Source organism: Pseudomonas sp. GW823-FHT06E10, from assembly GCF_058794995.1.
In genome coordinates this window covers 129,300-149,463 of sequence record NZ_JBXAHJ010000015.1, presented here as the reverse complement: position 1 = coordinate 149,463, position 20,164 = coordinate 129,300, and the positions used below count along the sequence as shown (strand labels likewise).

Annotated in this window: 24 protein-coding genes; 16 read left to right on the top strand and 8 right to left on the bottom strand. The window is 59.9% G+C overall.

Going from position 1 to position 20,164, the window contains the following annotated elements; translation table 11 throughout:
* Positions 1–24: 24 nt before the first annotated feature.
* The 5 genes from AC1Q6Y_RS22570 to AC1Q6Y_RS22550 form a co-directional block, all read right to left on the bottom strand.
* The gene (locus AC1Q6Y_RS22570; RefSeq protein ID WP_046042961.1) at positions 25–396 is read right to left on the bottom strand and encodes a glutathione S-transferase N-terminal domain-containing protein; all 372 of its coding nucleotides are present in this window, start codon (positions 394–396) and stop codon (positions 25–27) included.
* 104 nt (positions 397–500) lie between these two features.
* Positions 501–1,046, bottom strand: a complete 546-nt coding sequence (folE, locus tag AC1Q6Y_RS22565; RefSeq protein WP_007988130.1) for a GTP cyclohydrolase I FolE — start codon at positions 1,044–1,046, stop codon at positions 501–503.
* 77 nt (positions 1,047–1,123) lie between these two features.
* Positions 1,124–1,681, bottom strand: a complete 558-nt coding sequence (locus AC1Q6Y_RS22560) for a Smr/MutS family protein (RefSeq protein WP_057715753.1) — start codon at positions 1,679–1,681, stop codon at positions 1,124–1,126.
* Positions 1,682–1,759: 78 nt separating this feature from the next.
* The gene (locus tag AC1Q6Y_RS22555) at positions 1,760–2,080 is read right to left on the bottom strand and encodes a hypothetical protein (protein ID WP_008048404.1); all 321 of its coding nucleotides are present in this window, start codon (positions 2,078–2,080) and stop codon (positions 1,760–1,762) included.
* Positions 2,081–2,211: 131 nt separating this feature from the next.
* Positions 2,212–2,802: a cysteine hydrolase family protein gene (locus tag AC1Q6Y_RS22550; protein ID WP_056721821.1), complete on the bottom strand. Its 591-nt coding sequence runs from the start codon at positions 2,800–2,802 to the stop codon at positions 2,212–2,214.
* 238 nt (positions 2,803–3,040) lie between these two features.
* Here AC1Q6Y_RS22550 and prmB point away from each other — a divergent pair, with 238 nt between their 5' ends.
* Complete coding sequence (prmB, locus tag AC1Q6Y_RS22545; protein WP_218496843.1) at positions 3,041–3,949, top strand: 50S ribosomal protein L3 N(5)-glutamine methyltransferase; 909 nt, start codon at positions 3,041–3,043, stop codon at positions 3,947–3,949.
* Positions 3,950–4,077: 128 nt separating this feature from the next.
* On the opposite strand, the gene AC1Q6Y_RS22540 is transcribed toward prmB, so the two are convergent.
* Together AC1Q6Y_RS22540 and AC1Q6Y_RS22535 are read right to left on the bottom strand one after the other, a co-directional pair.
* On the bottom strand, positions 4,078–4,869 hold the full coding sequence (locus tag AC1Q6Y_RS22540; RefSeq protein WP_090453984.1) for a hypothetical protein: 792 nt from the start codon (positions 4,867–4,869) through the stop codon (positions 4,078–4,080).
* 88 nt (positions 4,870–4,957) lie between these two features.
* Positions 4,958–5,956 carry an alpha/beta hydrolase gene (locus AC1Q6Y_RS22535; RefSeq protein ID WP_492625188.1) on the bottom strand — a complete coding sequence of 333 codons (999 nt, stop codon included), beginning with the start codon at positions 5,954–5,956 and terminating at the stop codon, positions 4,958–4,960.
* Positions 5,957–6,039: 83 nt separating this feature from the next.
* Between AC1Q6Y_RS22535 and aroC the strand changes: the two genes are divergently transcribed.
* Genes aroC through mtnC form a run of 5 tightly spaced genes read left to right on the top strand, consistent with a single transcriptional unit; the run spans position 6,040 to position 10,183 of the window.
* A complete protein-coding gene (gene aroC / locus AC1Q6Y_RS22530; RefSeq protein ID WP_057715749.1) occupies positions 6,040–7,131 on the top strand; it encodes a chorismate synthase in 1,092 nt (363 codons plus the stop codon).
* A 29-nt stretch (positions 7,132–7,160) separates the two neighbouring features.
* Positions 7,161–8,312: an MFS transporter gene (locus AC1Q6Y_RS22525; RefSeq protein WP_090453989.1), complete on the top strand. Its 1,152-nt coding sequence runs from the start codon at positions 7,161–7,163 to the stop codon at positions 8,310–8,312.
* Entirely contained in the window at positions 8,309–8,929 is a 621-nt protein-coding gene (locus AC1Q6Y_RS22520) for a methylthioribulose 1-phosphate dehydratase (protein ID WP_057715747.1), read from the top strand. Before AC1Q6Y_RS22525 ends, AC1Q6Y_RS22520 begins: the two co-directional genes overlap by 4 nt.
* A gap of 20 nt (positions 8,930–8,949) precedes the next feature.
* A complete protein-coding gene (locus tag AC1Q6Y_RS22515; RefSeq protein WP_159389551.1) occupies positions 8,950–9,495 on the top strand; it encodes a 1,2-dihydroxy-3-keto-5-methylthiopentene dioxygenase in 546 nt (181 codons plus the stop codon).
* A gap of 4 nt (positions 9,496–9,499) precedes the next feature.
* The gene (gene mtnC, locus AC1Q6Y_RS22510; RefSeq protein ID WP_489340062.1) at positions 9,500–10,183 is read left to right on the top strand and encodes an acireductone synthase; all 684 of its coding nucleotides are present in this window, start codon (positions 9,500–9,502) and stop codon (positions 10,181–10,183) included.
* 58 nt (positions 10,184–10,241) lie between these two features.
* Here the strand turns inward: mtnC and AC1Q6Y_RS22505 are convergent, their stop codons facing one another.
* Complete coding sequence (locus AC1Q6Y_RS22505; RefSeq protein ID WP_057715744.1) at positions 10,242–10,520, bottom strand: DUF3509 domain-containing protein; 279 nt, start codon at positions 10,518–10,520, stop codon at positions 10,242–10,244.
* A gap of 357 nt (positions 10,521–10,877) precedes the next feature.
* Between AC1Q6Y_RS22505 and AC1Q6Y_RS22500 the strand changes: the two genes are divergently transcribed.
* The 10 genes from AC1Q6Y_RS22500 (at position 10,878) to AC1Q6Y_RS22455 (ending at position 20,046) form a co-directional block, all read left to right on the top strand.
* A complete protein-coding gene (locus tag AC1Q6Y_RS22500; RefSeq protein WP_492625187.1) occupies positions 10,878–12,716 on the top strand; it encodes a long-chain-acyl-CoA synthetase in 1,839 nt (612 codons plus the stop codon).
* 97 nt (positions 12,717–12,813) lie between these two features.
* Positions 12,814–13,332: an ankyrin repeat domain-containing protein gene (locus AC1Q6Y_RS22495; RefSeq protein WP_492625186.1), complete on the top strand. Its 519-nt coding sequence runs from the start codon at positions 12,814–12,816 to the stop codon at positions 13,330–13,332.
* Positions 13,333–13,567: 235 nt separating this feature from the next.
* Positions 13,568–14,098: a hypothetical protein gene (locus tag AC1Q6Y_RS22490; RefSeq protein ID WP_492625185.1), complete on the top strand. Its 531-nt coding sequence runs from the start codon at positions 13,568–13,570 to the stop codon at positions 14,096–14,098.
* 80 nt (positions 14,099–14,178) lie between these two features.
* Positions 14,179–14,370 (top strand): PLD nuclease N-terminal domain-containing protein, encoded by a 192-nt coding sequence (locus AC1Q6Y_RS22485; RefSeq protein ID WP_057715740.1) that lies wholly within the window; start codon positions 14,179–14,181, stop codon positions 14,368–14,370.
* A gap of 251 nt (positions 14,371–14,621) precedes the next feature.
* A complete protein-coding gene (gene speE / locus AC1Q6Y_RS22480) occupies positions 14,622–15,497 on the top strand; it encodes a polyamine aminopropyltransferase (protein ID WP_057715739.1) in 876 nt (291 codons plus the stop codon).
* Between the two features lie 216 nt (positions 15,498–15,713).
* Positions 15,714–15,947 carry a hypothetical protein gene (locus tag AC1Q6Y_RS22475; protein ID WP_492625184.1) on the top strand — a complete coding sequence of 78 codons (234 nt, stop codon included), beginning with the start codon at positions 15,714–15,716 and terminating at the stop codon, positions 15,945–15,947.
* A 209-nt stretch (positions 15,948–16,156) separates the two neighbouring features.
* Positions 16,157–16,501, top strand: coding sequence for a ribonuclease E inhibitor RraB (locus AC1Q6Y_RS22470; protein WP_007971898.1), 345 nt, complete (start codon positions 16,157–16,159; stop codon positions 16,499–16,501).
* A 366-nt stretch (positions 16,502–16,867) separates the two neighbouring features.
* Positions 16,868–18,277 (top strand): circularly permuted type 2 ATP-grasp protein, encoded by a 1,410-nt coding sequence (locus AC1Q6Y_RS22465; protein WP_007988088.1) that lies wholly within the window; start codon positions 16,868–16,870, stop codon positions 18,275–18,277.
* 12 nt (positions 18,278–18,289) lie between these two features.
* On the top strand, positions 18,290–19,240 hold the full coding sequence (locus AC1Q6Y_RS22460) for an alpha-E domain-containing protein (protein ID WP_057715736.1): 951 nt from the start codon (positions 18,290–18,292) through the stop codon (positions 19,238–19,240).
* Positions 19,237–20,046, top strand: coding sequence for a transglutaminase family protein (locus tag AC1Q6Y_RS22455; RefSeq protein ID WP_057715735.1), 810 nt, complete (start codon positions 19,237–19,239; stop codon positions 20,044–20,046). The genes AC1Q6Y_RS22460 and AC1Q6Y_RS22455 overlap by 4 nt, the downstream gene beginning before the upstream one ends.
* The last annotated feature ends 118 nt before the right edge of the window (positions 20,047–20,164 follow it).

The following is a 20,164-nucleotide window of genomic DNA, read 5'->3' as shown; positions in this document are numbered from 1 at the left end:
GGGCATCAGCCTCGCCCAAATTTTTCAGGCCGCCGCAAAACGCTTGTCCAGATAATCAATGATCACCTTGGACTCGTACATCCAGGTGGTCTGGCCATTCTCTTCAATGCGCAGGCAAGGCACCTTGATCTTGCCGCCTTGCTCCAGCAAGGTCTGGCGATCCTGTTCGTTGTTCTTCGCGTCGCGAAGGGCCACCGGCACATTCAGGCGGCGCAGGGTACGGCGAGTCTTCACGCAGAACGGGCAGGCGTGGAATTGATACAGCGTCAGGCCCTTGGCAGCCGAATTGACCTGCGCCTGAACTTCCGCCGGGCGCTGCTTCTTGCCTGGGCGGGTGATGAAGTCGATGAAGATGATCAGTTGGCCAAGGCCGACACGAAGCGCTTTTACGAACACGTTGAAAGCCTCACGGTGCAAACGAAGAAGGGCGCGCAGCTTACCTGATTTTTTGCGGGCGAAAAAAAACCGGCGATGAACGCCGGTTTTCTTCGTGCCGCAAATTACTTGATGAGGCTGAGGAATTCGCTGCGGGTGGCGGCGTTTTCACGGAACTCACCGAGCATCACCGAGGTGATCATCGTCGAATTCTGCTTTTCCACACCGCGCATCATCATGCACATGTGCTTGGCCTCGATCACCACCGCAACGCCCAGGGCGCCGGTGACCTGCTGGACCGCATCAGCGATCTGGCGGCTGAGGTTTTCCTGGATCTGCAGGCGGCGGGCGTACATGTCGACGATCCGCGCCACTTTCGACAGGCCCAGGACCTTGCCGCTCGGGATGTAGGCGACGTGAGCCTTGCCGATGAACGGCAGCAAGTGGTGTTCGCACAACGAGTACAACTCGATGTCCTTGACCAGCACCATTTCGCTGTTGTCGGAGCTGAACAGGGCACCGTTGGTGACCTCTTCCAGTGTCTGTTCATAGCCGCGGCAGAGGTACTGCATGGCTTTGGCGGCACGTTTTGGCGTGTCGAGCAGGCCTTCGCGGGAAACGTCCTCGCCGAGCTGGCCGAGGATCGCCGTGTAATTCTGTTCCAGGGACATGAAACTACCTGTGGGATTTTACGCAAAGGGCAAGGGTACGGTGACGGACACGACGCTGCAAGCGTGACGCGTCAGCTTTACTCGTCACGACCTTCCATCATGGTGCGTTTGAGCATCACATAAACCGCGCCGGCACCACCATGTTTCGCCTGGCACGAGGTGAAGCCGAGTACCTGTGGATGCTGGCGCAGCCAGGTGTTGACGTGGCTTTTGATCATCGGCCGCTTGCCGTCCAGGCGAACAGCCTTGCCATGGGTGACGCGCACGCAGCGGATTTCGAATTTGGTGGCTTCAGCCAAAAATGCCCAGAGGGTTTCCCGGGCCTTTTCCACGCTCATGCCGTGCAGGTCGAGGCTGCCTTCGAAAGGAATCTGCCCGACCTTGAGCTTGCGCATCTGGCTTTCCTGCACGCCATCGCGGGCCCACATCAGCTCGTCTTCAGGGCCGACGTCGATGACGAACTGATCGGACAGCCCGTCGACGGTGGTGGATTCGGTGCGCACGGTGGCCGCTTGACGCAGCTTGGCAATCTGCGCGCGGTCAGCCTTGGGTTTGCCGGTTTCGGCGCGATCGTGCTTGATCGGCTTGACGCCTTGGATCGCGCTTTTGAACAGGGAAAAATCGTCGTCTTGCATGTCAGCCTCCGCGAAGGGCGGCCAGTTTACCCAACTCGAAGCGAATCGGGCGCGACAAAAACGCGCGCGATGCCAGGCTCAGTCGTGTTTTTTCATCAGGTGCGGGGACATGGCCAGCTCCCGCGACTGCCGCGAGCGACGACGGCAACGGCGCCATAGCCAGACACCGAGGTACAGCACGAACAGGCCGATGGCCAGGATCACGGCAGCACCGGTGCGGCTTGTGTTCAATTCACCCAGGGCGGGTGCGTGGCCGAGCAGGCTGGCGGCACCGGCCATGGCGAGCAACACGCCGCACATCGCCAGCAACGCCGCGAACGTCGCGCCGATTCGAAAACGCCAGTTGCTTTGGCCTTTGGGCCGCAAGCGGCGAGCGTCAAAACCATCGGATAACTTCATTCCGACCTTCCTCAATGGGTATCGGCCCTTCGACCGGGAGTTGACCGGGATGTTCCTGAGGCTAAGACAATTACGGCAAATGGGAGGCTTTTGCGGATGAGCGGCGTTCCAGGCCGCTCATTGAGCGTCGATCAGATCAGTTCACGGGTCAGCGCGAGGGTGGCGAAGTTGTCGCCCATGATCGCCATTTCCGTCTGATGGACGTGTGCGGCACTGAGCACGCCGCCCTTGTAAGGCAGGTCGCGGGTGGCGCAGGCGTCTTCCACCAGGGTGCAGCGGAAGCCCAGGTTCTTGGCTGCACGCACCGTGGTGCTGACGCTGGAGTGGCTCATGAAGCCGCAGACGATCAGGTCAAGGGCGCCGAGGTCTTCCAGGCGTTGTGCCAGTTCGGTGCCGTGAAAAGCGCTTGGCAACAATTTGCCGATGACGGTTTCATCGCTCTGTGGCTCCAGGCCCGGAATGAACTCTCCACCTACGCCCTGTGGGTTGAACAGCCCGCCGAGGGTACCGAGGTGGCGGACATGCACGATCGGCCGGCCGGCGGCGCGGGCAGCGGCGAGCAGTTGCTTGATGTTCGCGACAGCTTCATCCATGCCGCTCAGGGCCAGGGGACCGCTGAGGTATTCTTTCTGGGCATCGATGATGACCAGGGTGGCATGGCTCAGATTGGCCGCTGCATAACCGCGGCCGCTGAGTTGAAACATCGTTTTTGGAACAGACATTCTGGGGCTCCTTGGAGTGGGGCTTTTGCGCCATTGTCCTCTGGCTGAGCGGTTCTGTGAATCGCTACGATCGTAGGTGCCGTCGTTGCTGGCCTGTAGCCTTGTCAATAGTCACGTTTTGTTCAATAGCCTAGCGAAAAAATGGATAACTCCTACATTTGAATCGGTAGTTTCCCGCGTCGTCGTGAAGTCGTTTGACTGGTAGAATCCCCCGTCGATTTTTCTGGAGTTTGCCGTCGTGATCACTTCCCGCCTTCGTACCCTGCGTGACCATATCCGTTGGGCCGTCAGCCGCTTCCATGGGGAGGATCTTTTTTTCGGCCATGGCACTGATAACGCCTGGGACGAAGCCCGGCAATTGGTGTTGGGCGCGTTGCACCTGCCGTGGGAAATATCCGACAGCTACCTCGACTGCAATCTGGAAGAAGACGAAGTGGTTCACCTGCAGCTTTTGCTCAAGCGCCGCATCGAAGATCGGGTGCCTACCGCGTATCTGCTGGGCGAGGCCTGGTTCTGTGGCATGTCGTTCATCGTCGATGAGCGTGTGCTGATCCCGCGCTCCCCCATCGGCGAGTTGATCGAAAACCGTTTTACCCCGTGGCTGGCTACCGAGCCGGCGCGGATTCTCGACCTGTGCACCGGTTCCGGTTGCATCGGCATCGCCTGCGCCTACGAGTTCCAGCATGCCGAGGTGGTGTTGGGGGACCTGTCGTTCGAAGCGCTGGAAGTGGCCAATCAGAACATCGAGCGCCATGGTGTCGATGAGCGTGTGTACACGGTGCAGGGCGACGGTTTCGAGGGCCTGCCGGGTCAACGTTTCGACCTGATCGTGTCGAACCCGCCCTACGTCGATGCGGAAGATTTCGCCGACATGCCGGACGAGTACCAGCACGAACCGGAACTGGGCCTGGCCTGCGGTGATGACGGTTTGAACCTGGTGCGGCGCATGCTTGCCGAGGCGGCGGATCACCTGACCGAGAAGGGCTTGCTGATTGTCGAAGTGGGCAACAGCCAGGTGCACGTCGAGGCGTTGTACCCGGAAGTCGACTTCGCCTGGCTGGAGTTCGAGCGTGGCGGCCATGGTGTGTTCATGCTCAGCGCGCAGCAGTGTCGTGAGCATCAGGCGTTGTTCGCTTCTCGCGTCTGACCTTGTAGGAGCGAGCTCGCTCGCGATGGACGTAAGGGCGACGTGTTTATTCAGAATACACGCGTCATCGTTAACGTCCATCGCGAGCAAGCTCGCTCCTACAATGAATGCGCCGCGGTCTCAAGCCTTCAACGATGCGTGGCAATCCAGATCAACAACCCCGCCTGAAACACCGCAAACGCCACCAGGCAGGTGATGGTGAATCGCAACCCGGCGTCTTCGCGTTTGTACTTGCTGACCTTTTCTTCGTGTTTCTTGAGTTTGACTTCCTGCTCGGCCAGGTTCTGTTCGGCTTGCTGGAGCATCTGCGCCGCCTCGAGGATTTCCACGACCTGCAGTTTTTCGCTGTTCCAGTCGCCAGAGAGGTCGCCGACCTTGACCGGCTTGACACTGCCTTTCAAATGCTGGGCATCGGCATACACCACGTCGAAACCGTGCACGCGTAAAAAATGATCGCGGCGCAGGCGGGTGTCTTCGTTCAGTGCATCCTTGTTGTTCAGGTCGAAGCCGTCGACGGTGTAGGTCGGCCAGCGCTTTTTCGCCCAATTGATGCCCTGGGCCGCCAAGTAGCGACCAATGCCACGGTTCAGCGGTTCAATCTGCAGTCCGCTTTCCGGTCCGAAATGCACGCGTTTTTCAGCGTGATCGACCCACACGTCCAGATGATTCTGTTCCTTGCGTACGCGCTGGCCGGGCAGGGTGATGCTCATGCGCATCAGGCTGTGCGTCTTGTCATTGCGTTCGGCATAGCCTAACTCGACAAAGCGCAATGGGCGTCCGCCTGTGTTGCGGTCAGTCTGCAGCGGCGCCAGACGGAGCATCTTGTGGTGCTCGACGTGGACGTCCGCCCAGGGCAGCTCGACCGCTGGCGGTGCGTCTTTTTCAGCGCTGGTGTCGGGTGAAGTCTGGGTGTCAGTCATAACGGCGAGATCCTGTCCAAGCTCAGCTTGTCGCCAACCAATGTGTTGGCGACAAAGGCTTATCGGCCGTTTTTTTCAAGACTGGAGGTTAACTGGCGCGAAGTCCTTCAATAAAACCGAGGATTCGCGTGCCCAGTTCCGCCGCCAGGGGCAGCTGCGGGTCCTTATAGGAGGCCAGTTGGCGTTTGACGTCGTTGGGCACGATGCGCATGACGTGGTTCATGCCCTCGATCAGCGCCAGTTCGGCGTCCGGTTTGGCAGCCTTGAGCAGCCTGGCGTCATTGACGCCGACCTGGATGTCGTTGCTGCCCTGGATGATCAGTGCTGGCATCTTCAACTTCGCAAATGCCGCGGCCGGGTCCTGGCGGAACAGGGAAATCAGGTAAGGCTGCACGCTCGGACGGAAAATCACCTGCAAGGGTGGCGGCACATTGTCGTCGGTTTTCCCGGCCTTGAGGCTGTCGAGCAATTCATTGCTGCGCAGCATCAGCGGTTGAGGCAGGCGATTGCCCAGTTGCTCGCGAATGACCTGATCCACCGGTCTTGCGCTGCCAGAGACAGATATCACCGCGTCGGCATCGATATCCGGCGCAGCGAGGCTGGCGATCAGGGCGCCTTCGCTGTGACCCAGCACGATCAACTGGCCAAAACGCGGATCGGTCTTGAGTTTCCGGCCCCAGGCTTGGGCGTCGGCCACATAAGCTTCCACCGTCAGATTGCGTTCATCCGGGGTCGCCGCCAGGCTCGCGGCCACGCCACGCTTGTCGTAACGCACGCTGGCGATGTTGTGTTTGGCCAGCACCCAGGCCAGGCGCTTGAGGCTGTCATTGCGCCCGCCGTCGGCGTTGTTTCCGTCACGATCCGTAGGGCCGGAGCCTGAAATGATCAGGACAACCGGTACTCGATTGTCGGATTTTGGCAGCAACAGCGAGCCGAAAAGCTCGCCGGTGCCCGTATCCAATGTGATCGGTCGTTGCAGGACAGTCGCCTGGGCGAAGCCGGAAATCAGGGTAAGGCTCAAGGCTAGAACTCGCAGCATCATCGCGCCATTATCAAGAAGATGCCGGTTGGACTCACGGGCACCCATAAGGTTCGAGGATGAACTACTTGGGTAGCCTGCGTATACTGGCGCGCATTACGTATTCAGGTTCATTTCACGGAGCGTCCTGCATGTCCGGCAATACCTACGGCAAGCTGTTCACTGTCACCACCGCGGGCGAAAGCCATGGCCCGGCGTTGGTCGCCATTGTCGATGGCTGCCCGCCGGGGCTGGAGATATCCCTGGAGGATCTGCAGCGTGACCTGGACCGCCGCAAGCCCGGCACCAGCCGCCACACCACCCAGCGCCAGGAAGCCGACGAAGTCGAAATCCTCTCTGGCGTGTTCGAAGGCCGCACCACCGGTTGCGCCATCGGCCTGTTGATCCGCAACACCGACCAGAAGTCCAAGGACTACTCGGCGATCAAGGACCTGTTCCGCCCGGCCCACGCCGATTACACCTACCACCACAAATACGGCGAGCGCGATTATCGCGGCGGTGGTCGCAGCTCGGCCCGTGAAACCGCGATGCGCGTCGCGGCCGGTGCGATTGCAAAAAAATACCTGGCCAGCCAGGGCATCGTCATTCGCGGCTACATGAGCCAGTTGGGGCCGATTGAAATCCCGTTCAAGACCTGGGATTCGGTCGAGCAGAACGCCTTCTTCAGCCCGGACCCGGACAAAGTGCCTGAGCTGGAGGCCTATATGGACCAGTTGCGTCGCGACCAGGATTCGGTCGGTGCGAAAATCACCGTGGTCGCCGAAGGCGTGATGCCGGGCCTTGGCGAGCCGATCTTCGATCGCCTCGATGCGGAGCTGGCCCATGCGCTGATGAGCATCAACGCGGTCAAGGGCGTGGAAATCGGCGCCGGTTTTGCCAGCGTCGCCCAGCGTGGCACCGAGCATCGCGATGAAATGACCCCGGAAGGTTTCCTCAGCAACAACGCGGGCGGCATTCTCGGCGGTATTTCCTCCGGTCAGCCCATCGTTGCGCACCTGGCGCTGAAGCCGACGTCGAGCATCACAACGCCGGGCCGCTCCATCGACATCCATGGCAACCCGGTGGAAGTGATCACCAAGGGCCGTCACGACCCGTGCGTGGGCATCCGCGCCACGCCGATTGCCGAGGCGATGATGGCCATCGTGCTGATGGATCACCTGCTGCGCCATCGTGGGCAAAACGCCGACGTGCGTGTGAGCACGCCGGTGCTGGGTCAGCTGTAAATGGCTGACATCATGGTCGCAGCCGTCTGATGGCGACTGCGGCGCTCCCGTACTGGCGGCTCTCCAGTTTCTATCTGTTCTATTTCGCCTTGCTCGGTTCGACAGCGCCGTTTCTGGCGCTGTACTTCGATCACCTGGGGTTCAGCGCAGCGCGGATCGGCGAGCTGGTGGCGATCCCGATGCTGATGCGCTGTGTGGCGCCGAACATCTGGGGCTGGCTGGGCGACTACACCGGTCGGCGACTGGCCATCGTGCGCTTCGGCGCGGTGTGCACGCTGCTGACCTTTTCGCTGATCTTCGTCAGCAAGACCTACGCCTGGCTGGCGATGGTCATGGCCTTGCATGCGTTCTTCTGGCACGCGGTGTTGCCACAGTTCGAAGTCATCACCCTGGCGCATTTGCAGAGCCAGACCTCGCGCTACAGCCAGATTCGCCTGTGGGGCTCGATCGGTTTCATCATCACCGTGGTCGCGCTGGGCCGTTTGTTTGAATGGCTGAGCCTGGACATCTATCCGGCGGCGCTGGTGCTGATCATGGTGGGCATCGTGCTCAGCAGCCTGTGGGTGCCCAATGCCCAACCGGCCCCGGGCAACCGGGTGGCGGGGGAGGGATTCCTCAAGCAACTGCGCAACCCCGGCGTTTTGGCGTTTTACGGCTGCGTGGCGCTGATGCAAATGAGCCACGGACCGTATTACACGTTCTTGACCTTGCACCTTGAGCGCCTGGGTTACAGCCGGGGTGTGATCGGCATGCTCTGGGCGGTCGGCGTGGTCGCCGAAGTCCTGATGTTTCTGGCCATGAGCCGGATCTTCGCGCGCTTTTCACTGCGCCGGGTGCTGATGGCCAGCTTTCTGCTGGCGGCGTTGCGTTGGCTGTTGCTGGGTTCGCTGGCAGAGTTTCTTTGGGTACTGTTGTTTGCCCAGATCCTGCACGCGGCGACGTTCGGCAGCTTTCACGCCGCTGCCATTTCATTCGTGCAACGTAGCTTCGGTGCGCGCCAGCAAGGCCAGGGCCAGGCGCTGTACGCCGCATTGGCCGGCACCGGCGGTGCGTTGGGCGCGTTGTATTCCGGCTACAGCTGGAATGCCCTCGGCGCGGCATGGACATTTAGTATTGCCAGTCTCGCAGCCGTCGCGGCTGCCGTTATCATTGCCACACGTATGCAAGAGGACAGGCCATGAGCCTTACCCGTGAACAACTCGCCCAGGAAATCATCGACGCCGGGCGTTTTCTGTATGGCCGCGGCTGGTCGCCGGCCACCAGCAGTAATTACTCGACGCGCCTGTCGCCGAGCGAAGCCTTGTTGACCGTGTCCGGCAAGCACAAGGGGCAACTGGGCATGGACGACGTGTTGGCCACCGACCTGTCCGGCAACAGCCTGGAACCGGGCAAGAAACCGTCCGCCGAAACCCTGTTGCACACCCAGCTCTACAGCTGGCGCCCGGAGATCGGTGCCGTGTTGCACACTCATTCCGTGAACGCCACCGTGCTGTCGCGCCTGACGCCGCAAGACTTCATCGAGTTCGAAGACTACGAACTGCAAAAGGCCTTCAGCGGTGTGACGACCCACGAATCCCGAGTGCGGGTGCCGATTTTCGACAACGACCAGGACATTGCGCGACTGGCCGCCAAGGTGCAGCCTTGGCTCGACGCCCATCCCGATTGCGTCGGCTACCTGATCCGTGGCCATGGCCTGTACACCTGGGGCGCGCGCATGAGCGATGCCCTGCGGCAGATCGAGGCCTTTGAATTTTTGTTCGAGTGCGAGTTGAAGATGCGCTCGCTCTTTAAAGCATGAACCGTTAAGGAGTTGCCCTGATGAGCAGCCTGTCCGTCTATCACGTCTCCAGCCCTGAAATCCCCAACAAGGTGCTGACCCATTTCGAAGACATCGCCTCGACCCTGGCCGAGCAGGGCGTACGCTTCGACCGCTGGCAAGCTGCGGCGAAGATCCAGCCGGGCGCCACTCAGGACGAAGTGATTGCCGCCTACCGGGAGCAAATCGACAAGCTGATGACCGAGCGCGGTTACGTTACCGTCGACGTGATCAGCCTCAACAGCGATCACCCGCAAAAAGCCGAACTGCGTGCCAAGTTCCTCGACGAACATCGCCATGGCGAAGATGAAGTACGATTTTTCGTTGCCGGCCGTGGCCTGTTTACCCTGCACATCGACGATTACGTCTACGCGGTGCTGTGCGAGAAAAACGACCTGATCTCGGTGCCGGCCGGAACCAAACACTGGTTCGACATGGGCGAACATCCGCACTTCGTCGCGATCCGTCTGTTCAACAACCCGGAAGGTTGGGTGGCCAATTTCACAGGCGAAGACATCGCCAGCCGATTCCCGCGCCTGGAGGACTGAGTCGATGCCGATCAAAGCGATTCTCACCGACATCGAAGGCACCACCAGCGCGGTGAGTTTTGTGTTCGACGTGCTGTTCCCCTATGCCGCCAAACACTTGCCGGCGTTTGTCCGTCAGCATGCCGAACGCGCCGATGTGGCGGAGCAACTGGCTGCCGTGCGCCGCGACAGCAACGAACCGGACGCCGACGTCGAGCGGGTCGTCGAGATCCTGTTGGGCTGGATCGCTGAAGACCGCAAGGCCACGCCGCTGAAAGCATTGCAGGGCATGGTCTGGGAGCAGGGCTATCAGGCCGGGCAGTTGAAGGGACATGTGTACCCGGACGCCGTTGAAGCGCTCAAGCGCTGGCATCGGGACGGCTTTCAACTGTTTGTTTATTCGTCCGGTTCGATCCAGGCCCAGAGGTTGATCTTCGGCTGCTCAGAGGCGGGGGATCTGACGCCACTGTTCAGCGGCTATTTCGATACCACTTCGGGCCCCAAGCGCGAGGCGCAGTCCTACGCCAACATCACCCAGGCGATCAACCTTGAGGCGGGGCAGATTCTGTTTCTGTCGGACATCGTCGAAGAACTCGACGCGGCGCGCACGGCGGGGATGGCCACTTGCGGGCTGGCCCGCGAGGGTGGGGAACTGGCGGGGCATGTCACCGTGGACAGCTTTGCGCGGATAAATCCCGCCAATTTCTAAACGCCGCAAAACCTGTGGGAGCGAGCTTGCTCCCACAGTGTTTTTCCGGCAATTTTATTTACAGCGAGTGATAGGTCGGCAGGGCAAACCGTTGCTGGCTCTGCAGCATGGAGATCTGCGGCAGTTCACTGGCTTGTTCGGCGAGGTCGCGGCGAATCGCACTGATGACCCACGTCAGTTGGTCGCCATTGTGCAATTGCTGATAGGAAATCGAGCGCTTGAACACCTTGCCTTCGCCGCCGCTCAGGGTCAGCAGGATCCCACCGTCAGGCCGGGCATGGGTGGTGACTTCGAAGTTGGAGAACAGGGACGAAAATTTTTCCTGAATCAGGTTCATTTCTTTCAGCTCCGTTGGCTCTTGAATGGCAAGCATACGGAGAGGGTTGCAGTGATTGTGCCAGTCTGGGTTGTTTGTAAATAATCTTATAAAACAACAAGTTAGTATCTGTGGTGATTTTTGCTTTCGTGCATTCTGCATGAACGGCCATCGTGCATCCTGCATTTTGCGAGGTCGCTCGGCGATTCGATGGAACCATTGCGTGTGCGGGGGTTCACGATTGGCCCTGTATCAATCGCAGATCAAGATCGCGGATACAAAACATTTCAAAAACCGCGTGTACAGCTCAAGAACCGTTGACGTATTTTCGGGTTCAGTCATCGCAGCCCGACAATAAAAAGATCGAACGGGAGCATCATGAGTCGCACGTCGAACGACACGATTACCTGGAGCATGATGCTCCGCAAGCTGCCTTCCATCGCCAAGGCCATCCCCCGGGTGGTGAGGGGCATGAAGGCCGCCAACGTCAAGGACCCGACCCAGGCGTGTGGTTTGGGCTGGAGTTTCGAGCAAGCCACGTTGCGCAACCCGGATGGCCCGGCGCTGTTGCAAGGCGACGTAACGCTCAGTTACTCCGAGGTCAACCAATGGGCCAATCGCATCGCCCATCACCTGATCGGCCAAGGCATCGGCAAGGGTGATGTGGTGGCGGTCTTCATCGAGAACCGCCCGGAATTGCTGGTGACGATTCTGGCGGTGGCCAAGGTCGGCGCGATCAGTGCGCTGCTCAATACCTCGCAGACCCGCGACACTCTGGTACACAGTGTGAACCTGGTGGCGCCGGTGGCGATCATTGTCGGTGAGGAGTTGGTCCCGGCGTACCTGGCGGTGCGTGAGCGGGTGTCGATCAAGGCTGCGCGAACCTGGTTCGTTGCCGATCAGGACACCTCTCGCCAACCCGGTATCGCGCCTGAAGGTTTCATCAACCTGATGACCGTCAGCCTCGACGACGCCAGCGACAACCCGGCCAGCAGCCAGCAGATTTTCTTCGACGATCCCTGCTTTTATATCTACACCTCGGGCACCACGGGGCTGCCCAAGGCCGGCGTGTTCAAGCACGGTCGCTGGATGCGCAGCTCTGCGAGCTTCGGCATGATCGCCCTGGACATGCGCCCCGAGGATGTCGTCTATTGCACTTTGCCGCTGTACCACGCCACGGGCCTTTGCGTGTGCTGGGGTTCGGCCGTCAGTGGGGCCAGCGGGTTCGCCATCCGCCGCAAATTCAGCGCCAGTCAGTTCTGGAACGATGCGCGCAAGTACCGGGCGACCACCATCGGTTATGTCGGCGAACTGTGCCGCTACCTGGTCGATCAACCGCCCAGCTCCGAGGACAGCCGGCACGATGTGAAGAAAATGATCGGCAACGGCCTGCGCCCCGGCGCCTGGAGCGAGTTCAAGACCCGCTTTGCGGTGAATCACATCTGCGAGCTGTACGCTGCCAGCGACGGCAATATCGGTTTCACCAACATTCTCAATTTCGACAACACCATCGGCTTTTCCCTGATGTCCTGGGAGTTGGTCGCGTACGACCATGACAGCGGCGCGCCGATTCGACAGGTCAATGGCCTGATGCGCAAGGTCGCCAAGGGTGAGCAGGGGTTGTTGCTGGCAAAAATCGACGACAAGGCCCCCCTGGACGGCTACACCGATCCGCAGAAAACCGCCAAGGTCGTGCTTGAGGATGTGTTCGAAAAGGGAGACCGCTACTTCAACACCGGCGACCTGTTGCGCAACATCGGCTTTGGGCATGCGCAGTTTGTCGACCGCCTGGGCGACACCTACCGCTGGAAGGGCGAAAACGTTTCGACCACGGAGGTCGAAAACATCCTCCTGCAACACCCGCTTATTTCCGAAGCCGTGGCCTATGGCGTGGAAATCCGCAACACCAATGGCCGGGCCGGGATGGCGGCGATCACTCCCGCCGAATCCTTGGCAACTCTGGACTTCAGTGAGCTGCTGGCCTTCGCCCGCGAGCAGATGCCGGCCTATGCAGTGCCGTTGTTCCTGCGGGTGAAAGTGAAAATGGAAACCACCGGGACGTTCAAATATCAGAAGACCCGACTCAAGGACGAGGCCTTCGACCCGGGTAAAACCGGCGATGACCCGATCTATGCCTGGCTGCCGGGGACACAGACTTATGTACAGGTCACGGAGCAGTTGTTGTCCGACATTCACGGCGGCAAGTACCGCTATTGAATCTGACTATGGCGGCCCATGAGAAAAAACAAGTGACAGTGCCGGGGGCGCTCGGGAAACTGTCGGCTTTTACGAATGACAGAAAAGGGAGTGCCCAATGTCAGACAAAAGCCGCCAGATGACCCCCGAAGAAGCCGCCGAATTTACCGAACAGGTATTCAACAAGGCACGGGAGGGCGATGCGGCGATGATGGCCGCGCTGCTGACCAAGGGTTTGCCGCCGAACCTGCGTAACCACAAGGGCGATACCTTGCTGATGCTGGCCGCGTATCACGGGCATGTGGACACGGTAAAAGTCCTGCTGGAGCACAAGGCCGACCCGGAGATCCGCAACGACAACGGCCAGAGCCCGATTGCCGGTGCCGCCTTCAAGGGTGACCTGGCGGTGATCAAGGCCTTGGTCGATGGCGGCGCCCAGGTTGAAGGCTCGTCCTTCGATGGCCGCACGGCGCTGATGATGGCGGCGATGTTCAACCGCGTCGAAGTGGTCGATTACCTGATCAGCAAGGGCGCCGACCCGAAAGCCAAGGACGCCAATGGCATCACCGCGCTGGAGGCTGCCAGGACCATGGGGGCTTCCGATACCGTTGCGCAACTTGAGAAGCTGATTGACTGATATCGAATGACTTGAGGCTGTTAATCCCAATTGTGGCGAGGGGGCTTGCCCCCGTTCGGCTGCGAAGCAGTCGTAGAATCAGCATGTGCGGTCTTTCTGATACACCCCAATTGAATGTTTTGGGGCCGCTTCGCGACCCAACGGGGGCAAGCCCCCTCGCCACAGGTCCGCATTTCCCTGATTAATGCGCTATTCTTCGCGCCCTCAAAATTCACCTCGCTACAGGATCCTCCCCATGAAAGCCGCACTCGTCGAACTCATCAGCAAAATCAGCTCCGGGTGCATGGGCGAAGACGAAATCCTCAAGATCGCGGACGAAGCGGCCCAGGCCTACGCCGATCCCGAGGCTTTTCTGATGGCCAATCCGGACATCAACTACGACGAAACCTTCCCGATCCCGCTGGGTGAGTGGGTGGTGGTCGGCAGCCTGCCGGAAACGGTGCTGTTCCAGGCTGACACATACATGGACCTGTTCGCGCAGATCGTCGCCTCGTTCGGCCCGGGTGTGGAGTTCAATCTCAAGCCCAAGCAACTGGCCAGGACCGAAGCCCTGACCGCGCTCAACCGCATCCAGGTGCAGATGAGCAGCATGAACAAGGAAAACGGTGGCTACACGCTGATGAACTTCAGCCAGTTGCTCGATGACGAGTTGCAGGTGGTCCTGGTCTACGGCAACGACGTGCCACGGGTGCTGGAATTGTGCACTGAAGTGGGCATTACAGCCGAGCCATCCCTGGAAGCCCTGAAAGTGGCGATCCACGTCTGATCCAGACACTGTCAATAAAAAGGAATCCTCGCGACGACCGTCTATCCTGAGGGGGCATATCACTTTTCGGGAGCGTCACCATGGGTTCTACGTTCAACAGCCTGGTTGCCTTGATCATTTTTGTCCTGGACATCTGGGCCATCATCAACGTCTTCAAAAGTAGTGCCGGGACCGGGATGAAAATCCTCTGGGTACTGCTGATTGCGCTGTTGCCGGTGCTGGGACTGATCATCTGGGCCATTGCCGGGCCGCGGGGCAACGTCAAACTCTGAGCGTCGACACTGAACCTGTGGGAGCGTGGCTTGCCCGCGATGCAGGCACCTCGGTCTGTCAGTTACACCTCGGTGATCCCATCGCGGGCAAGCCCGCTCCCACAGGATTGGGGCACACCGAACAAGTGAGGTTCGACCTGTCATGTTGCGCGACGTAGAATGCGCGCCTTTCCCGGCCAATCGAGACGCTCGATTGGCCATCATGGGCGGGTAACCGTCCGTTGCCACCCGCATTCATCGGAGCACTTCCCATGAGCAACATCCCTGCCAGCGACTACCTGGAAACCCTCTACGAAGGCTACGGCCAGCGTTTTCGCATGGAAAAACTGCTGCACGAAGTGCGCACCGAGCACCAGCACCTGGTGATCTTCGAAAACCCGCGCATGGGCCGGGTGATGGCGCTGGACGGCGTGATCCAGACCACCGAAGCCGACGAATTCATCTACCACGAAATGCTCACCCACGTGCCGATCCTGGCGCACGGTGCCGCCAAGCGCGTGCTGATCATCGGCGGCGGTGACGGCGGCATGTTGCGTGAAGTGGCCAAGCACCGCAGCGTCGAGCACATCACCATGGTCGAGATCGACGGCACCGTGGTCGACATGTGCAAGGAATTCCTGCCGAATCACTCCAAGGGTGCATTCGATGATCCACGCCTGAACCTGGTGATCGACGACGGCATGCGTTTCGTCGCCACCACCACTGAAAAGTTCGACGTGATCATTTCTGACTCCACCGATCCGATCGGACCGGGTGAAGTGCTGTTCTCGGAAAACTTCTACCAGGCTTGCCACCGCTGCCTGAACGAAGGCGGCATCCTGGTGACCCAGAACGGCACGCCGTTCATGCAGATCGAAGAAGTGAAGACCACCGCCGGTCGCCTGCGCAGCCTGTTCCCGGACTGGCACTTCTATCAGGCCGCCGTACCGACCTACATCGGTGGTTCGATGACCTTCGCCTGGGGCGCCACCAATACCGCTTATCGCAAGTTGTCCCGCGAAACCCTGCAACAGCGCTTCGCGGGCAGCGGCATCATCACCCGCTACTACAATCCTGAAATCCACATCGGCGCCTTCGCCTTGCCGCAATACGTGTTGCAGGCAGTGAACAAGCCAAGTAACGACTGATGGATTGAAACGCAGACCTGTAGGAGCGAGCCTGCTCGCGATGGACGTGAACGATGACGCGGGATGTCTGATTTAACACGGCGTTCTCAAGTTTTTCGCGAGCAGGCTCGCTCCTACAGAAATTTGCGATGGGTGCAGATCCACCGGAACAATTAGCCAGCTAACAAGGTCGAGATAGAGGTAGGCCCATCCATGGGTTTTATCGAGGAGGCACCAATGCAAAAGTGGAAGGTCACTTTCGTGGATGATCATGGCGAAACCATCAACGAAGTCTTTGAGTGCATCGAGCGCCCGGACTACGAGCGTGCTGCCAAGCTCATCAAGGCCCGGCTTCTTCCTGTCGCCGCCGAACTGGATCTGAACGATCTGGAAGGGCGGACCAGTGACGCGAGCGTCAAAGAGCTCAAGTCCCAGAACAGCATTCAAATCCTCGACATTACTCCAATCTGAACAACACCTGTCGCATTCGCATCCAGGCCTTGGCACGGGCTCTGTCTTGAGGCTACTCTGCAAGCGAGATCAGCGAATGAATCGCTAAGGTCTGGTCTTGTAGCTCCATGCTTGTTTCCCGCCGGCACATCGGTTGCCGTCGCTCGCGCTGTTCGGTTGCGGGTGAGGGAGTACGGAAAGTCTATCCATCGTTTTGAGGAGGACGTTTCATGAGCACAGCCTATCAAGAAGACATCAGCAGCAGCGTGCTGCGCCGCATGAAAGAAGGCGGTTTTGACTTTTCACGGTTTCATCCCATCGAGTTCTACGCCATTTTCCCGGATGAGGAGCGGGCACGCAGGGCGGCAGGTCATTTCCACCGTGGTGAATCCCTGGATGCGCAAGTCAGTGTGCGCGACGACGGCGCCTGGGCGCTGGAGCTGTGCAAGGTCATGTATGCCACCTACGACGATATCGGCGACTTCGAACAGGGTTTCGAAGCAGTGGTCGAGCCTCTGGGCGGCATCATCGAAGGCTGGGGTGTGAAACAGGAGGTTCGAGGGCGACTCGCATAACCTTATGAACAGTGACAATCAGCAATCACGGCTGACCTTTGGGTTGGCCGTTTTCATTTGTGGGTGTTGGACAGCAAAAAAAAAGCCGCCAGGGCAGGCGGCTAAAAGGGAAGTTCGATGAGCTTTTCAGCGAATGCCTGGATTATCCGTACCCATTGGCGGGCAGTGAAATCAACTCTGACTATGCTGGTGATAGGCGACCACCACGCCTTGCAATGAAGCGGGGGCGATCAGGTTGGGGCATTTACCGCACAGGATTGGTGCGGTACGTGCGCGTTGATTATCCAACCGATTGAAATTTAAGCGTTTATGCCGATGGCACGGGCCTTGCGAAGGTCTGGACGTCCGAGTGACAAGGAGTACGGCATGATCCGCACCTATTTTGATGAGATGTACGATGCCGGCGGCCAGGTCCGCCCGCATTATCGGGAGTTTGCCCGTTGGCTGGCCGAGACGCCTGACGAGCTTCTGGCACAACGGCGACGCGAGGCCGATCTGTTGTTTCATCGCGCCGGGATTACCTTCACGCTCTACGGGGACGAGCAGGGCACAGAGCGCCTGATCCCCTTCGACACCATTCCACGCAGCATCCCCGCCAGCGAATGGCGGATTGTCGAACGCGGCTGCATCCAGCGGGTCAAGGCGTTGAACATGTTCCTCGCCGACCTCTACCACGAGCAGCGCATCATCAAGGCCGGCATCATTCCGGCCGAGCAGGTGCTGGCCAACGAGCAGTACCAGTTGGCGATGCAGGGCCTGGACCTGCATCGCGATATCTATTCGCACATCTCCGGCGTCGACCTGGTGCGCGACGGTGACGGCACCTACTACGTGCTCGAAGACAATCTGCGTACGCCGAGCGGCGTCAGCTACATGCTCGAAGATCGCAAGATGATGATGCGCCTGTTTCCCGAGCTGTTCGCGGCGCAACGCATTGCCCCCATCGACCACTACCCGAACCTGCTGCTTGACACCCTGAAAAGTTCAAGCCCCATCGATAACCCGAGCGTGGTGGTGCTGACGCCGGGGCGCTTTAACAGTGCGTTCTTCGAACATGCGTTCCTGGCGCGGGAAATGGGCGTGGAACTGGTGGAGGGCGCGGACCTGTTCGTGCGTGACGACAAGGTCTACATGCGCACCACCGACGGGCCGAAAGCGGTCGACGTGATTTATCGTCGCCTCGACGACGCCTTCCTCGATCCCCTGGCCTTCAATCCGGAATCGATGCTTGGTGTGCCGGGGCTGCTGTCGTCCTACCGTTCCGGCAACGTGGTGCTGGCCAATGCCATTGGTACGGGGGTAGCGGACGACAAATCGGTGTATCCGTTCGTTACCGACATGATCCGTTTCTACCTCGATGAAGAACCGATCCTGAAGAACGTGCCGACCTGGCAATGCCGTAATCCGTCTGAGCTTTCCCATGTGCTGGCCAATCTTCCAGAACTGGTGGTCAAGGAAACCCAAGGTTCCGGCGGGTACGGAATGCTGGTGGGGCCGGCGGCGACGGCGGCGGAAATCGAAGCCTTCCGTGCGCGGATCATCGCCAAGCCCCATGCGTATATCGCGCAACCGACGCTGTCGCTGTCGACCTGTCCGACCTTTGTCGAAAACGGCATTGCGCCACGCCATATCGACTTGCGGCCGTTTGTTCTGTCGGGTCGTGAAACCCGGGTCGTGCCCGGCGGCTTGACCCGCGTCGCCCTGCGCGAAGGCTCCCTGGTGGTCAATTCCTCCCAGGGCGGTGGAACCAAGGACACCTGGGTGGTCGAGGATTAAAGGAAGCCTGTCATGTTAAGTAGAACTGCCTCGGATTTGTATTGGATGTCGCGTTACCTGGAGCGGGCGGAAAACCTCGCCCGGATGCTCGACATCAGCTATTCGCTGTCGCTGATGCCGCAGGACGGTCGTGGCGACGGTTTGCACGAACTGGCCATGCCGCTGTTGATCACCGGCACCCTGGACGATTACCTGGAGCGCCATGGCGAACTGCATGCCGAACGGCTGCTGCATTTCTTCGCCCTGGATGCGGCCAACCCGGCGAGCATCTACAGCTGCCTCGGTGCGGCACGGGCCAGTGCCCATGCGGTGCGTGGGCGCATCACCGCCGACATGTGGGAAAACATCAACGCCACCTGGCTGGAAATTCGCGGCATCGCCGAACAGGGCCTCAGTCGCTATGGCATGAGCCGTTTCTGCGAGTGGATCAAGGAACGTTCCCACCTGTTCCGGGGTGCGTCCTACGGCACCATCATGCGTAACGATGCGTTTCGCTTCATTCGTCTGGGGACCTTTATCGAACGGGCGGACAATACCTTGCGTCTGCTCGATGCCCGCTACGAAATGGCCGGCGATCAGGCCGAAGCGGTCAGCGATGGCACCGCTCACGCGTATTACCAGTGGAGCGCGTTGTTGCGGGCGTTGTCGTCGTTCGAGGCCTACACGGAAATCTACCGCGACGCCCCCGGCGCCCGGCATGTGGCGGAGTTGCTGTTGCTGCGGGCCGATGTACCGCGATCCCTGCGCGCCTGCACCGAAGAAATCGACCAGATTCTCTCGCAATTGCCGGGGGCCAACGGTCGCCCGGCACAACGCCTGGCGGCAGAAATGGACGCACGCCTGCGCTACACCGGCATCCATGAAATTCTCGAAGAAGGCCTGCACGCCTGGCTGACCGAGTTCATCCCGCTGGTGCGCCAGTTGGGTAACGCGATTCACAGTTCTTATCTGGAGGCCGCATGAGACTTTCCATTAGCCACGAAACCACCTATCACTACGAAGACAAGGTGCGGGCGAGCATCCAGTATCTGCGCCTGACCCCCCACGACAGCGAGCGCCAGCACGTGCTCAGCTGGCAGCTCGACCTGCCACGTCCGGTGCGGGCGCAACTCGATCCGTTCGGCAACATCCTGCATGTGCTGACCATGGACGAGCCCCATGAGGCGATCATCATCGGTGCCCGTGGCCAGGTCGATATCGACGAATTGCGTGAGGCCGAACACGAGAGCCAGTCGGCACTGCCGTTTCTGCGCTTCACCCGTTTGACCGAAGCCGACGCCGCCCTGCGTGCGTTCGCCGAGAAGGAATGCAGGCAACGCCGCGATCGCACGGCGCTGATTGATCTGATGCATGGCCTCAACCAGCATATGACCTACACACCGGGCTCCACGGAAGTGGACACCAGCGCGGCCCAGGCCTTTGCCGGACGGTCCGGCGTGTGCCAAGACCACACCCACGCGTTTCTCGCCTGCACCCGCAGCCTGGGCATTCCAGCGCGCTATGTGTCGGGCTACCTGTACAGCGAAAACAGCGAACACCTGGCCAGCCACGCCTGGGCCGAAGCCTGGCTGGATGACGCCTGGTACAGCTTCGACGTGACCAATGAGCTGGCCCGGCCGGAACGCCATCTGAAACTGGCGGTGGGCCTGGATTACCTGGATGCCTGCCCGGTGCGCGGGATGCGCCGGGGCGGCGGGTGTGAGCAGATGCACGCCAAGGTGCTGGTATCACCGACGCCAGCGCCGGTGATTTCAGTGCAGCAGCAGTAGGCGCGATACCAAGGAACCTTGTGGGAGCGAGCTTGCTCGCGATGGCGTCATTTCAGTCAATACTTTTGTGACTGATACACCGCTATCGCGAGCAAGCTCGCTCCCACAGGTACGATGT

Bases quoted from the DNA above. Each gene is read 5' to 3' on its own strand.
- AC1Q6Y_RS22500 (WP_492625187.1), top strand. From the start codon at position 10,878: ATGAGTCGCACGTCGAACGACACGATTACCTGGAGCATGATGCTCCGC.
- aroC (WP_057715749.1), top strand. From the start codon at position 6,040: ATGTCCGGCAATACCTACGGCAAGCTGTTCACTGTCACCACCGCGGGC.
- AC1Q6Y_RS22470 (WP_007971898.1), top strand. From the start codon at position 16,157: ATGAGCACAGCCTATCAAGAAGACATCAGCAGCAGCGTGCTGCGCCGC.
- AC1Q6Y_RS22515 (WP_159389551.1), top strand. From the start codon at position 8,950: ATGAGCAGCCTGTCCGTCTATCACGTCTCCAGCCCTGAAATCCCCAAC.
- AC1Q6Y_RS22535 (WP_492625188.1), bottom strand. From the start codon at position 5,956: ATGGGTGCCCGTGAGTCCAACCGGCATCTTCTTGATAATGGCGCGATG.
- speE (WP_057715739.1), top strand. From the start codon at position 14,622: ATGAGCAACATCCCTGCCAGCGACTACCTGGAAACCCTCTACGAAGGC.
- AC1Q6Y_RS22505 (WP_057715744.1), bottom strand. From the start codon at position 10,520: ATGAACCTGATTCAGGAAAAATTTTCGTCCCTGTTCTCCAACTTCGAA.
- AC1Q6Y_RS22490 (WP_492625185.1), top strand. From the start codon at position 13,568: ATGAAAGCCGCACTCGTCGAACTCATCAGCAAAATCAGCTCCGGGTGC.
- AC1Q6Y_RS22455 (WP_057715735.1), top strand. From the start codon at position 19,237: ATGAGACTTTCCATTAGCCACGAAACCACCTATCACTACGAAGACAAG.
- AC1Q6Y_RS22460 (WP_057715736.1), top strand. From the start codon at position 18,290: ATGTTAAGTAGAACTGCCTCGGATTTGTATTGGATGTCGCGTTACCTG.
- AC1Q6Y_RS22550 (WP_056721821.1), bottom strand. From the start codon at position 2,802: ATGTCTGTTCCAAAAACGATGTTTCAACTCAGCGGCCGCGGTTATGCA.
- AC1Q6Y_RS22540 (WP_090453984.1), bottom strand. From the start codon at position 4,869: ATGACTGACACCCAGACTTCACCCGACACCAGCGCTGAAAAAGACGCA.
- AC1Q6Y_RS22525 (WP_090453989.1), top strand. From the start codon at position 7,161: ATGGCGACTGCGGCGCTCCCGTACTGGCGGCTCTCCAGTTTCTATCTG.
- AC1Q6Y_RS22475 (WP_492625184.1), top strand. From the start codon at position 15,714: ATGCAAAAGTGGAAGGTCACTTTCGTGGATGATCATGGCGAAACCATC.
- AC1Q6Y_RS22520 (WP_057715747.1), top strand. From the start codon at position 8,309: ATGAGCCTTACCCGTGAACAACTCGCCCAGGAAATCATCGACGCCGGG.
- AC1Q6Y_RS22495 (WP_492625186.1), top strand. From the start codon at position 12,814: ATGTCAGACAAAAGCCGCCAGATGACCCCCGAAGAAGCCGCCGAATTT.
- AC1Q6Y_RS22560 (WP_057715753.1), bottom strand. From the start codon at position 1,681: ATGCAAGACGACGATTTTTCCCTGTTCAAAAGCGCGATCCAAGGCGTC.
- mtnC (WP_489340062.1), top strand. From the start codon at position 9,500: ATGCCGATCAAAGCGATTCTCACCGACATCGAAGGCACCACCAGCGCG.
- AC1Q6Y_RS22465 (WP_007988088.1), top strand. From the start codon at position 16,868: ATGATCCGCACCTATTTTGATGAGATGTACGATGCCGGCGGCCAGGTC.
- AC1Q6Y_RS22485 (WP_057715740.1), top strand. From the start codon at position 14,179: ATGGGTTCTACGTTCAACAGCCTGGTTGCCTTGATCATTTTTGTCCTG.
- AC1Q6Y_RS22555 (WP_008048404.1), bottom strand. From the start codon at position 2,080: ATGAAGTTATCCGATGGTTTTGACGCTCGCCGCTTGCGGCCCAAAGGC.
- folE (WP_007988130.1), bottom strand. From the start codon at position 1,046: ATGTCCCTGGAACAGAATTACACGGCGATCCTCGGCCAGCTCGGCGAG.